This is a genomic window from Saccharothrix sp. NPDC042600 (assembly GCF_040647305.1).
In the GTDB taxonomy this organism is placed as follows: domain Bacteria; phylum Actinomycetota; class Actinomycetes; order Mycobacteriales; family Pseudonocardiaceae; genus Actinosynnema; species Actinosynnema mutabilis.
This window is the reverse complement of the sequence record NZ_JBEZBW010000092.1, coordinates 20,642-32,779: the sequence shown is the minus strand read 5'-3', so window position 1 is coordinate 32,779 and position 12,138 is coordinate 20,642. Positions and strand designations below refer to the sequence as shown.

Genomic DNA, 12,138 nt, shown 5'->3' with positions numbered 1-12,138 from the left:
TCAAGATCAGCTTCCCCGGTGACGTCGTGGAGACCAACGGCCGGGAGGAGGAGTCGTCCACGATCGCCTGGTCGCCCAAGCCGGGGCAGGCCTCCCGCCACCGGCGGCCCACGCGACCGAGCACTCCGCGACCCCGGCCGCCCGGCCCCCCGCGACCTGCCGCCGAACGGCCGCCCCGCCCCCGCCGGCCCGCGCGAAGCCGCTCCCCGCGACCTTGCAGGCCCTCGCGAAACCGGCCCCCGCAACATCCCCGGCGGCCCACGCGAAACCGGGCCCCACAGCATTCCCGGCGGCCCACGCGAGACCGGGGCGCACAAGATCCCCGGCGGCTCCCGCGAAACCGGGGCCTACGACATTCCGGGCGGTGGCCCGCGTGAGGCCGCCCGTGACCTCCCCGGCGGCGGTCGGCGTGATGCCGCGCCTGCGGGGCCCCGTGATCTGGCGGATGGGAGCGGTCCTCGGCGGCTCGCCGAGCCCGGTCCGTCCGACACCGGACGTCGGCCGGATCCGCGTCGTGCCAACGGTGCCGACCCGCGCGGGTACGCGGGACGCCCCGGTGGTCCGGACGGCAGTGGACCTCGCCAGTTCGCGCCCGACGGTCCGGGTCGGCCGGCCAACGGCGTGCCGGGGCCGGACGCCGCACGCCGCCTCGCCGGCTCCGGCCCGGTCCCCGAGGGCGGCCCCAACGGCACCGGACCTCGCCGCATGCCGGAAGGCGGACCGGACGGCAGCGGGCCCCGGCGCATGCCCGAAGGCGGACCGGACGGCAGCGGACCGCGCCGGCTGGCCGAAGGTGGACCGGACGCGCCGCGCCGACTCGCCGAAGGCGGACCCGACGGCAGCGGACCTCGCCGACTCGCCGAAGGCGGGCCGGACGGCAGCGGACCTCGTCGGCTCGCCGAAGGTGGACCGCGCAGGCTCGCGGGCGGCGGGTCCGAAGTCGCGGCGGCCGAGGGTGACATCGCGGGCAGGCTCGGTGGCGCCCCCGCGGCCACCCCGCCGGCGCCGCCCGCGCCGACGCCGCGTGACCAGATCGACCCGTTGAGCCTCACCACCGAGATGGAGGCCATCAGCGACGACGTCAAGAAGCGTCGCGAGGTCGACCACACGCTCGCCCGGTTCTCCGCCGTCCACGACGAGTTGGCCGAGCAGGAGCGCCAGAAGAAGGAGCGCCGGCAGAAGCTCCTGCCCTGGAAGCAGGACCACGACGAGGACGCCACCGTCTTCGCCGAACCGCTGGACGACGACGCCGACGACTCCGACGTCCCGCGCCGCCGCCGCGCGCGCACGGCCAAGCACAGCAAGATCGTGCGGACCGTCAAGGTGCTCTCGCTGACCGGCGCGGTGCTCGTGTTCGTCGCGACCGGCCTCGGGTGGGGCGCGATGCAGTACATCGACAGCAAGTTCACCGAGATCGACGCGCTCAACACGAACTCCGCCGCGGTGCACGAGGCGGAGAAGCAGTTGGGTGACGAGAACTTCCTCATCGTCGGCTCGGACACCCGCGCGGGCGCCAAGCCCGAGGACGGTGTCGGCGACGCCGACAAGGAGCCCGGTGCGCGGTCGGACGTGCTGATGCTCGCCCACATCCCCGCGGACCGGAAGCGGGTCGTCGTGGTGTCCGTGCCGCGTGACCTCGAAATCACCCGGCCCGAGTGCGAGAAGTGGGACTGGAAGACCGGCGAGTACACCGGCGAGAAGCTCCCGAAGGCCAAGGGTGTCAAGGCGAACACGGCCTACGCCGACGGCGGCCCGCGGTGCGTCAGCACGTTCATGACGGAGCTGACCGGCCTCACCATCAACCACTTCATCTCCGTGGACTTCAACGGCTTCAAGGGCATGGTCGACGCCGTCGGCAAGATCAAGGTCTGCGTGCCGAAGGTCATGGAGGACGAAGAGCTCGGCGTGCTGTTCGACAAGCCGGGCCAGTACGAGATCGACGGCGAGAAGGCGCTCGACTACGTGCGGGCCCGCAAGGTCACCAACGAGCCGCTCGGCGACTACGACCGCGTGAAGCGGCAGCAGAAGTTCCTGTCGTCGTTGCTGCGCACGGCCCTGTCGTCCGAGATGCTGCTCAACCCCGGCAAGCTCAACAACTTCCTCAACGCGTTCGCCTCGTCCACCGTCGGCCAGAACATCGGCGTGAAGGACATGCTGACGCTGGCGCAGTCGTTGCAGGGCATCGAGGCCGGCCGGGTCAGCTTCATCACCGTGCCGCACCGCACGGACGAGGGCCCGACGAAGTCCAACCACGACAACATCGAGCTGTTGCTGGAGGACCAGACCAGGGAGCTGTTCCAGGCGATCATCGACGGCACGCCGCTGCCCGGCGAGACGCCGGACGCCAACCCGACCACGCCGACCCAGGCCGCGCCGACGTCCAACGCGCCCGCGCAGCCCAAGCAGGGCCGGGTGATCGACCCGAAGGGCCTGAAGATCCAGGTGTTCAACGGCGAGGGTGGCCGCGACGGCGCGGCGAAGCTCGCCAAGGACAACCTGGAGGACCTCGGGTTCAGCATCGTGAACTGGGGTGGTGGCGAGGCCACGCCGAAGACGGTCATCCGGTACGGCATCGGGGGCGAGGACGCCGCCGCCACGCTGGCCGCCGCGGTCCCCGGCGCGACGCCGGAGTTCCGGCCGGAGATGGGCGGCTCGGTGCTGCTGCTGCTCGGGCCCGAGTGGGACCGCAGGGTCGTCGCCCCCCAACCGGGTGGCACGGCGGCCCAGCCGGGCAAGACGACGCCGCCGGTCGAGGTGGTCAACGCTGGTGTGGACCCGTGCGCGTGACGTGGACTGGTCGCCCCGGGTTCACCTCGGGTTCACTGGGGAATGTCGCCGCCGCGACCACCTGCACGTAGGCTGACGCCCATGCGTGAGGCCTACCACGACCAGCTCGGACAACTCGCCGATCGGCTCGCCGACATGTGCTCGATGGCCGGTGACGCCATGGAGCGCGCCACCGCGTCGCTGCTCCAGGCGGACCTCGCGGTCGCGGAGCAGGTGATCGGTGACGACGCCAAGATCGACGACGTGCGGGCGAGCATCGAGGAGCAGGCCTACGCGTTGCTGGCGCTGCAGGCCCCGGTGGCGACCGACCTGCGCATCGTGCTGGCCGTGATCCACGCGGCGGAGAGCGTCGAGCGCATGGGCGACCTGGCGCTGCACGTGGCCAAGGCCGCGCGCCGCCGGCACCCGAACCGCGTGCTCGCGGACACCGTCGAGCCGTACTTCGCGGAGATGGGCCGCATCGCGGTCAACCTGGCGCGCGAGGCCACCGAGGTCATCCGCACGCAGGACGTCGAGCGCGCGCGTTCCATGGAGGACGCGGACGACGCCATGGACGACCTGCACCGGCACCTGTTCACGGTGATCATGGACAAGGAGTGGCCGCACGGCGTCCCGTCCGCCGTGGACACCACGCTGCTCGGCCGGTTCTACGAGCGCTTCGCCGACCACGCGGTGTCGGTCGCCAAGCGCACGGTCTTCGTCGTCACCGGCCGGATGCCCGGCTACAGCGGCGACATCGACGACTGACCCGCCCGAAACGCGGCGCGCGCCCCGGTCCGAGGACCGCGGGCGCGCGCTTCGTGCGTTGTGGGGCCGGCCGGGTTCGTGCGTGGTGGCCTAGTTGATCAGGGCGTTCAGTTCCTGGGCGAGCTGGCCCGCGATGCGCGCGTTGTCGGCGGGGGCGTGGGTGAGCCACTTCTGGCCGTCCTGGCCCTGCCGGGTCTGCGACATGTAGCGGCCCTGGTCGTTGTCGAACCAGGCGATCTGCGGGGCGCGCTGCTCCCGGCCGTGCCGGCCGCGCACCGTGACGCCGAACTGGCCGGCGCGCAGGCGTGGGCGTTCGAACACCGCCTCCAGCGCCCGGACCTGGGACCCGCCGGTGGAGCGGGGCGCCATCGCCTGGGTGAAGGTGGCGTTGCCGAAGTCCTCGTCCTGGCGCGGGCGGGGCGGCGGGGCCGCCGACGGCATCGCCACCGTGACCGACTGGCCGGGGCCGGGGCGTTGCGGCGGGATCAGGTCCACGACGGCGCGCAGCAGCGACGACGACCGCATGGTCTCGACCTTCAGCTGCCGGTCGTCGAGGACGGCGAGGACCGCCAGCTCACCCTGCGCGCCGCTGCGGGCGAGGAGCTGGCGCTCCACGTTGCGGGCGTCCAGCGAGGCGACCGCGTTGAGCGAGTAGTCGAAGCGCACCAGGAGGGTCAGCGCCTCCTCGACCTCGGCCGAGGCCCGGCCCCGCGACGCGAGGCCGCGGGACTCCAGGTCCTGGTAGACGGCGTTGCGGATGCCGCGCCGCTCGTCGATCGTCCGGCCGACGTACGGGAACTCGAACGGGTAGGGACGGCTGCCGAGCTTGAGGTCCTCCCACAGGATGTCGGCCGCCGCGTGGGACAGGGCGAACGAGAACACGCTCACCCGCCGATGACCGGGGGCGCGACCATCGTGCCGTCACCGAAGACGTCCTCGGTCTCGACCAGGTACGACGCGGACTTGTGCTCCTTGTCCTCGTCCCCCTGGCCCTTGCCGGCGCCGGCGCCCATGCCGCCCATGCCGGCACCCATGCCCGCGCCGCCGCGACCACCGGCGCCACCGCCGAGGCCACCCGCGCCGGCCGGCCCGAAGCCGCCCGCGCCGGCCTTGCCGGACTCGCCGAGCAGACCCGCGGAACCGCCGGGCCCGAACCCGCCGGGCCCGAAGCCACCGCGACCGGCCGCCGCCATGCCGCCGGGCCCCATGCCGCCACCACCGCGTCCGCCGCCGGGCAGCCCACCGGGACCGCCGCCGGGGCGTCCACCGGGGCCGCCGCCGGGCAGGCCGGGCCGTCCGCCGGGACCGCCGGGCGGGCGCGCACCGGGCGGCAGCGGGCCGCCGGGCGGGTAACCGGGACCGCCGGGGTACCCGGGACCGCCCGGGTAGCCGGGCCCTCCGGGACCGCCGGGCAGGCCGGGACCACCGCCGGGCGGCAGACCGCCGGGACCGCCCGGTGCGCCGGGAATGACGCCGGACTGGTTGAGGTTGCCGCCGGAGCCGCCGCCGGGCATCGAGCCACCGGGCATGCCGGAGCCGCCGATGCCGCCGGGCCCGTCCGGGACGGTGGGCCGGCTGCCGATGCCGGGCTGGTTGCCGCCGGGGTCGCCGCTGCCGCCGGCGCCCTCCATCGGGGGCGGCGGGACGAACGCGGGCATCGTCGAGCCGGACTGCTGGAAGCTCGTCGACATGGACGTCATGACCTCGGCCGCACGCTCGTGCGCCTGCTGCTTCTCCTCGAACTTCTGCTCGATCTTGTCGATCGTCTCGGCCCACTTGAACGGGTTGGGCTCGGAGAAGAACATCTTGTAGGCGTCGGCCGTGGAGAACTGCACCGGCTCGGGCATGCTCGTCTTGGCCGTCTCCGCGGCCTGGCTCTGCTCGTAGAGCTTGTTGCCGGTGAGCTGCGCGCCCTGGGCGGCGTTGCCGGACCAGGCGGCCATGTTGGTGAAGTAGCCCTGGGCGGCCTCGGCGGCCTTGCCCTGCCACTCGCCCTTGCTGGCCTCGGTGGCCTTGGTCAGGTTGTTCTGCAGGTCGACCAGCGTGTTGCCGATCTTGGTCCAGGCCTCGCCCTGCTCGTTGGCGGTGGAGGGGGCCATGTTGTCGGTGACCATCGACTTGAGCTGGTCGTGCGAGTAACCCATGTAGAAGGAGCCGGCCGTGGACATCGGCGGCCGGTAGTTCTCGACGACCTTCTCCAGGTCTTCCTGCTGCTTCTGCTGGTTCTGCGCGGACTGGATCTTCCAGCGCAGGTAGTCGTCGATCGTCGTGAACTGGCCGAAGAAGCCGGGGTCCTCCCGCTGCGCCTTCTCGTACTCGGCACGCAGCTCGGCATCGGTCTGTCCGGCGTAGGTGACCTTGGTCGCGTTCGGGTTCGGCTGCGTGTTCGGCGGTGCCACGACTCTCCTCCTGTTCTACTTCGGCAGCTTGGGCGCGACGGCTTCGGCGAGCTGGGTCACGGCGTCGCAGGACTCCTGGGCCGAGGAGGTCGCGGCGCCGACGAAGTCCACCCTCGACTTCGCCGTCACCTCGACGGCGACGAGGCAGGAGGTCTCCGTGAGCCCGGCTTCGATGCGCTTGGCCTTGCGCCCGGCGATGGTGGTGTCGGAGATACGGGCCTGGGCGCCACCGGTGGCTTCGCTGATCCCCAGTTCGGGGAACGCCTTGATCCCGACCGACGTGGTCGTCTGACCCCAACGGGCGCCGCAGTGCTGCTTGCCCTGGTTCTCGATCCTGGAGAGCGAGAACTGCGCTGCGACGGCGTTCAACTCGGCGCAGGGGTCGAAGTCGGCCAACGCGTTGCTCCCGCTGGGAGACGAGGACGTGGTGGACGTCGGCGAAGCCTTGGTCGTCGTGGTGGTCGTCGTCCCCGCGGTCGCATCGCCGGGTTCCTTCGACGTGCACCCCGCCAAGGCAACACCGACCACGGCGATCGACAAGATCGAGCGGATCGCCAGCTTCCTGGTCACCTGAAACCCCATCTCAGTAGCGCTTGAGGCCGCTTGAGGCCGCGTCGTCCACCTGACGATAGTTCTCTACCGCCTTCTGCACGGCGGCCTTGGCATCCACCAACGCCTCGCGCAACTGCTTGATCGCGGGCACGATGCCCGTCGTACCGCCACCGCCCGTCGCGCTCTCCATGTTGTAGCGGGTCATGGCCTGGGCGTCGGGGCTCGTGCCCAGCTTCGTCTCCTGCTGGAGGAGGTTCAGGTTCTGGTCGAGCGTGTTGAGGTCGTACTCGGCATCGCCGATGGCTTTGAGGTAAGCCTCCGCACCGGCCTGACTGATGGCGAACGAGCCGGACTCCGCGGCCTGCTTCAGGCCCTGCATGCTGGCGGTCATCGCGCTCATCGACTGCGCGCTCCACGCACCCTGTGGCGCCACCACTACCCCCTGCGATCACTCAATTCCTGCCAAGCACGTTACCGCGCACGTCAGACCATGTCCCAGCTATGACGTGATCGGAACAATCCCGGTTCCGTGAGCGCACGTCGCAGCCGCGTAGCCACCCGAACGGGTGACAGACACCACACGACGAAGGGGCCCTCCCGCACCCAAGCGGAAGGGCCCCTCTCCCCGAGGCGTGGTCGGGTCAGCCGAAGCGGCCGGAGATGTAGTCTTCCGTCGCCTTCTGGCTGGGGTTGGAGAAGATCTTCTCCGTGTCGTCCACCTCGATCAGCCGGCCCGGCTGGCCGACGCCCAGCAGGTTGAAGAACGCCGTCTGGTCGGAGACGCGTGCCGCCTGCTGCATGTTGTGGGTGACGATGACGATCGTGTACTCCTTCTTTAGCTCCGTGATCAGGTCCTCGATCGCCAGCGTGGAGATCGGGTCCAGCGCGGAGCACGGCTCGTCCATCAGCAGCACGTCCGGCTGCACGGCGATGGCTCGCGCGATGCACAGGCGCTGCTGCTGACCACCGGACAGGCCGCCGCCCGGACGGTCGAGGCGGTCCTTCACCTCGTTCCACAGGTTGGCGCCGCGCAGGGAGCGCTCGGCCACCTCGTCCAGCTTCTTCTTGTTGCGCTCGCCCGCCAGCTTGAGCCCCGCCACGACGTTGTCGCGGATGGACATGGTCGGGAACGGGTTCGGGCGCTGGAACACCATGCCGATGGTGCGCCGCACCTGCACCGGGTCCACCGACTGGGCGTAGATGTCCTCGCCGTCGAGCAGCACCTTGCCCTCGACCCGCGCGCCCGGCGCCACCTCGTGCATGCGGTTGAGCGAGCGCAGCACGGTGGACTTGCCGCAACCGGACGGTCCGATGAACGCGGTCACGTTCTTCGGCGGCACGGACAGCGAAACCCCGTCGACGGCGTGGAACTTGCCGTAGAACAGGTTGAGGTCTTTCACGTCGATGCGCTTGGCCATAACCGCCCGCTCACTTGGTCTTCGGGGCCAGCCACCGCGAGATCACGGTCGCCAGCAGGTTGAACAGCGTGATGATGAGGACCAGGGTGATCGCCGCACCCCAGATGCGCTCGAAGCCCGCCTGCGTCGGGTTGTTCCGCTCGGTGGTCATCAACAACGGCAGCGACGCCATCGGGCCGTCGAACAGGTTGTAGTTGATGAACGGCGCGTACGCCGCGAGCACGAGCACCGGCGCGGTCTCGCCCATGACGCGGGCCAGGGCGAGCATGATGCCGGTCAGGATGCCGGACAGGGCGGTCGGGATGACGATCTTGACGATGGTCTTCCACTTCGGGATGCCCAGCGCGTAGGAGGCCTCGCGCAGCTCGTCCGGGACGATCTTGAGCATCTCCTCGGTGGTCCGCACGATCACCGGCACCATGAGCAGGACCAGCGCCAACGACACCGCGAAGCCGCTGCGGCTGAACCCGATCGTCGTGATCCACAGCGTGTAGACGAACAGCGCGGCCACGATCGACGGGACACCGGTCAGGATGTCCACCATGAACGTCGTGGCGCGGGCCAGCTTGGACCGGCCGCCGTACTCCACCAGGTAGATCGCGACGAACAGGCCGATCGGCACGGACAGCAGGCCGCACACCAGCGCCTGCACCAGCGTGCCGTAGATGGCGTGGTACGCGCCGCCGCCTTGCTGCCGGGACAGCAGGCCGGACAGCGACTTCTGCCACCAGTCGGCGTCGAGGATGACCGGGAAGCCCCGCTCGATCACGGTGTAGAGCACCCAGACCAGCGGGATGATGGCGATGCCGAACGCCAGGTACACCAGCGCGGTCGCCACGCCGTTCTTGAACTTGCGGGCGCCGCTGACGCTCTGGAACGTCGGCGGCGTCGCGAGGCGGTTGAGGTCCGCCGTCTCGGTCGTCATTCGTACTCCTTGTGACCGGCGACGATGGACCGGGCGATGGCGTTGACGACGAAGGTCAGCACGAACAGCACGAGGCCGGCGGCGATGTAGGCGCCCGCCGACTTCGGGTCGTTGAACTCCGGCGCGGCGAGCGCGATCTTGGAGGCGAACGTGGCGCCGCCGTCGAACAGGCTCCAGCCGAACGCGGCGCTGGTGGTGCTGAGGATGATCATCAACGCGATGGTCTCGCCGAGCGCGCGGCCGAGGCCGAGCATCGAGGCGCTGACGTAACCGGCCTTGCCGAACGGCAGGACGGTGGTCCGCACGACCTCCCACTTGGTGGCGCCCAGCGCGATGGCGCCCTCGATGTGGGTGACCGGGGTGCGGTCGAACACCTCGCGGCTCACGGCGGTGATGATCGGCAGGATCATCACGGCGAGCACGATGCCGGCGGTGAAGATGGTGCCGCCCAGCTCGATGCTCACGTTGCCCTTGGCGAACAGCGGGATCCAGCCGAGCTTGTCCATCAGCCACTCGGCGAACGGCGTCAGCACCGGGCCGAGGACGAACAGGCCCCACAGGCCGAAGATGATCGACGGCACGGCGGAGAGCAGGTCCACCACGTACGCGAACGGCCGCGCGAGGCGGCGCGGCGCGTACTGGGTGAGGAACAGCGCGATGCCCAGGGCGATCGGCATGGCGAGGAGCAGGGCCAGCGCCGACGACACCACGGTGACCAGCAGCAGGTCGAGGATGCCGAAGCGCAGGTTGGTCACGTCGCCGGTGGACCACTCGCGGCTGGTCAGGAAGTTGACCTGGTCCAGGGCGAGCGACGGGACGGCCTGGAGGAGCAGGAACAGGCCGATGGCGCCGATCAGGACGACGATGAAGATGCCCGAGCCGGTGGCGAGGCCGCGGAAGATCCGGTCACCCGGCCGGACGTGGGGTGCTGTGTTCTCGGCTTCCGTGGTCGGGGGAATCGGAGCCTCCGAGTCGGGTCGAGCGGCCGGAACGCCCTCGCGGGCACCGGGGGTTCCGGTGCCCGCGGGGCGCTGGGCCACGATGTTCTCGTTCATCGCGTTGCCGCTTGCGGGAAGTGTGCCGGCCCGCTCAGGCGATCGCCTTGATGGCGGTCAGCAGCTTGTCCTGGAAGGCCTTCGGCAGCGGAGCGTAGCCCGCCTCCTTCAGGCCGTTCTGGCCGTCGGTCGCGGCCACGGTCAGGAACGCCTTCACGGCCTTCGCGGTGTCGGCGTCGTAGCCCGCGGAGCACACGATCTCGTAGGTGGCCAGCAGCAGCGGGTAGGCGCCCGCGGTGGTGGTGCCGTAGATCGAGTTCAGGTCCAGGACCAGGTCGTTGCCGGTGCCCTTGATGGTGGCGCCGTCGATGGCCTTGCCGACCGACTCGTCGTTCAGGGCGACCGCGCCGGAGCCGGTGTCGATCTTGGCGATCGACAGCTTGTTCTCCTGCGCGAAGGACAGCTCGACGTAGGTCACCGCGCCGTCGATGGAGCCGACGGCCTGCGCGACACCCGCGGACTTCTCCTTGCCCTCGCCGATGCCGCCCTTGAAGGTCTTGCCCTCGCCCTGGGTCCACGCGCCCTTCGAGGCGGCCTTCAGGTAGAGCTGGAAGTTGTCCGTCGTGCCCGACTCGTCGGAGCGGTAGACGACCTTGATGTCCTTGTCCGGCAGGGTGGCGCTGCCGTTGAGGGCCTTGATGGCCGGGTCGTTCCACTTCTTGACGGTGCCGTTGAAGATCTTGGCGGCGACCTCGCCGGTCAGGGTCAGGTCGGTGACGCCGTCGAGCTTGTAGCCGATGGCCACCGGGCCGAAGACCAGCGGCAGGTTCCACGCCGGGTTGCCCTTGCAGCGCTCGGCCGCCTTGGCGACCTCGCCCTTGCTCTCCGACAGCGGGGAGTCCGAGCCGCCGAAGTCGACCTGGCCCGCGAGGAAGTTCTTGACGCCCGCGCCGGAGCCGGAGGCGTTGTAGGCGAGGTCGGAGCCCGCGCACTTCTGCTGGTAGGCCTGGACGAACGTGTCGATCGCGTTCTTCTGGGCCGAGGAGCCTTCAGCGTTCAGCTTGGACTTGCCACCGCACTCGACCGCCACGCCGGACGCGTTGCCCGACGTCGTGCTGCCACCCGCGGGGGCGTTGTTGTCGCTGCCACATGCGGTGAGCAGAAGCGCACCGGCCGCGATAAGGCCTGCAACGGCACCGTGCCGCTTGGTCTTCACCTGGGTCCTCCACCTGACGGAAGCGGGATCGGGCGGCGAGCACCGCCGCACGACACGGACGGTAGGCAGCGATGGTGGACAAGCGCCCAGGAGGAGATGAACGGGGGGTGAACTCCACACGGGAGGTGACCGGTGACACCGCCCTTCGGGTGATCCCGTGACCTGCACGTTTGCGTGACGTGACCGGTCTGTCACTACTTGGCGTACTGAACGTCCGAGTCCCACTTCTCGAACCCCAACCGGGCGTACACGGCCAGTGCCGGAGCGTTGTCGGACTCGACGTACAGCATCACCTCGCGCCGGCCGGTGGACCGGAGGTGGTCCAGCCCGGCGAGGGTGAGGGCCTTGCCGAGGCCGCCGCCCTGGGCGTCCGGGTCCACGCCCACCACGTAGACCTCGCCCAGGTCACCGGTGTGCGTCTTGGTCCAGTGGAAGCCGAGCAGCCGCTCGTCGGCGTCCACGGCGAGCAGGAAGCCCTTGGCGTCGAACCAGTGCTCGTGCTCCTTCTCGCGGACGTCCTCGATGCTCATCGCGCCCTGCTCGGGGTGCCAGGAGAACGCGCGGTGGTTGACGTAGACGACGGCCGCCTCGTCGCGGCCCGGCTCGAACGGGCGCAGGCGGACGCCGTCGGGCAGCTCGGGCCGGGGCAGGGTGTCGTCCAGCGGGCGGCGCAGGCGCAGCAGCTCGCGGACCTTGCGGTAGCCGAGCTTGGCGGCGAGGGCCTGCGCGCCGGGGTGGCCGCCGTGGGACCACACGCGCAGCGGGGTGGCCCGTTCGGCGACGGCCTCGGCCAGGGCGGTGCCCACGCCCTTGCGGCGGTGGTCGGGGTGGACGGCGAGTTCGGCGACCTTGTTGCCGTCGGCGTCGCCGAAGAGGTCCAGGTGGAGGTAACCCACCAACGTGTGGTCTTCGCGCACGAGCAGGTGATTGCTGCCGCGGGCGCCCGGGCGGAGCCGCATGACGACCGCCTCGCCGACGGGCGCGACGCCGCCGTCGGCGTACTGGGCGGCTTCGAGCAGGTCCGCGACCTCACGGGCCTGCTCGTCGGTCAGCTCCTCAAGCCACGTCGATTCCACACCGCCGAACTTACTGGTTGATC

Annotated in this window: 11 protein-coding genes; 2 read left to right on the top strand and 9 right to left on the bottom strand. The window is 70.7% G+C overall.

Annotated elements, in window-relative coordinates; genetic code table 11:
• The first annotated feature begins 705 nt into the window (after window positions 1–705).
• Complete coding sequence (locus AB0A74_RS34435; protein ID WP_358256174.1) at window positions 706–2,787, top strand: LCP family protein; 2,082 nt, start codon at window positions 706–708, stop codon at window positions 2,785–2,787.
• 81 nt (window positions 2,788–2,868) lie between these two features.
• Window positions 2,869–3,534, top strand: a complete 666-nt coding sequence (gene phoU / locus AB0A74_RS34430) for a phosphate signaling complex protein PhoU (protein ID WP_358256172.1) — start codon at window positions 2,869–2,871, stop codon at window positions 3,532–3,534.
• A 90-nt stretch (window positions 3,535–3,624) separates the two neighbouring features.
• On the opposite strand, the gene AB0A74_RS34425 is transcribed toward phoU, so the two are convergent.
• The 9 genes from AB0A74_RS34425 to mshD all read right to left on the bottom strand — a co-directional run bounded on the left by AB0A74_RS34425 (window position 3,625) and on the right by mshD (window position 12,115).
• Entirely contained in the window at window positions 3,625–4,422 is a 798-nt protein-coding gene (locus AB0A74_RS34425; protein ID WP_358256170.1) for an ESX secretion-associated protein EspG, read from the bottom strand.
• On the bottom strand, window positions 4,419–5,933 hold the full coding sequence (locus tag AB0A74_RS34420) for a hypothetical protein (protein ID WP_358256168.1): 1,515 nt from the start codon (window positions 5,931–5,933) through the stop codon (window positions 4,419–4,421). Before AB0A74_RS34420 ends, AB0A74_RS34425 begins: the two co-directional genes overlap by 4 nt.
• A 15-nt stretch (window positions 5,934–5,948) precedes the next feature.
• Window positions 5,949–6,515: a DUF3558 family protein gene (locus tag AB0A74_RS34415; RefSeq protein WP_358256166.1), complete on the bottom strand. Its 567-nt coding sequence runs from the start codon at window positions 6,513–6,515 to the stop codon at window positions 5,949–5,951.
• A 1-nt stretch (window position 6,516) separates the two neighbouring features.
• Window positions 6,517–6,885, bottom strand: coding sequence for a hypothetical protein (locus AB0A74_RS34410; RefSeq protein WP_358256164.1), 369 nt, complete (start codon window positions 6,883–6,885; stop codon window positions 6,517–6,519).
• 241 nt (window positions 6,886–7,126) lie between these two features.
• On the bottom strand, window positions 7,127–7,903 hold the full coding sequence (pstB, locus tag AB0A74_RS34405) for a phosphate ABC transporter ATP-binding protein PstB (protein WP_358256162.1): 777 nt from the start codon (window positions 7,901–7,903) through the stop codon (window positions 7,127–7,129).
• Window positions 7,904–7,913: 10 nt separating this feature from the next.
• Complete coding sequence (gene pstA, locus AB0A74_RS34400; RefSeq protein ID WP_358256161.1) at window positions 7,914–8,828, bottom strand: phosphate ABC transporter permease PstA; 915 nt, start codon at window positions 8,826–8,828, stop codon at window positions 7,914–7,916.
• On the bottom strand, window positions 8,825–9,883 hold the full coding sequence (gene pstC / locus AB0A74_RS34395) for a phosphate ABC transporter permease subunit PstC (protein WP_358256159.1): 1,059 nt from the start codon (window positions 9,881–9,883) through the stop codon (window positions 8,825–8,827). The genes pstA and pstC overlap by 4 nt, the downstream gene beginning before the upstream one ends.
• Before the next feature lie 34 nt (window positions 9,884–9,917).
• Complete coding sequence (gene pstS, locus AB0A74_RS34390; RefSeq protein WP_358256158.1) at window positions 9,918–11,039, bottom strand: phosphate ABC transporter substrate-binding protein PstS; 1,122 nt, start codon at window positions 11,037–11,039, stop codon at window positions 9,918–9,920.
• A gap of 194 nt (window positions 11,040–11,233) precedes the next feature.
• Window positions 11,234–12,115, bottom strand: a complete 882-nt coding sequence (mshD, locus tag AB0A74_RS34385; RefSeq protein WP_358256156.1) for a mycothiol synthase — start codon at window positions 12,113–12,115, stop codon at window positions 11,234–11,236.
• Between the last annotated feature and the right edge of the window lie 23 nt (window positions 12,116–12,138).

Excerpts from the sequence above, each read along its gene's own strand:
- AB0A74_RS34435 (WP_358256174.1), top strand. The coding sequence starts at position 706 with ATGCCGGAAGGCGGACCGGACGGCAGCGGGCCCCGGCGCATGCCCGAA.
- phoU (WP_358256172.1), top strand. The coding sequence starts at position 2,869 with ATGCGTGAGGCCTACCACGACCAGCTCGGACAACTCGCCGATCGGCTC.
- AB0A74_RS34415 (WP_358256166.1), bottom strand. The coding sequence starts at position 6,515 with ATGGGGTTTCAGGTGACCAGGAAGCTGGCGATCCGCTCGATCTTGTCG.
- AB0A74_RS34410 (WP_358256164.1), bottom strand. The coding sequence starts at position 6,885 with ATGAGCGCGATGACCGCCAGCATGCAGGGCCTGAAGCAGGCCGCGGAG.
- pstB (WP_358256162.1), bottom strand. The coding sequence starts at position 7,903 with ATGGCCAAGCGCATCGACGTGAAAGACCTCAACCTGTTCTACGGCAAG.
- pstA (WP_358256161.1), bottom strand. The coding sequence starts at position 8,828 with ATGACGACCGAGACGGCGGACCTCAACCGCCTCGCGACGCCGCCGACG.
- pstC (WP_358256159.1), bottom strand. The coding sequence starts at position 9,883 with ATGAACGAGAACATCGTGGCCCAGCGCCCCGCGGGCACCGGAACCCCC.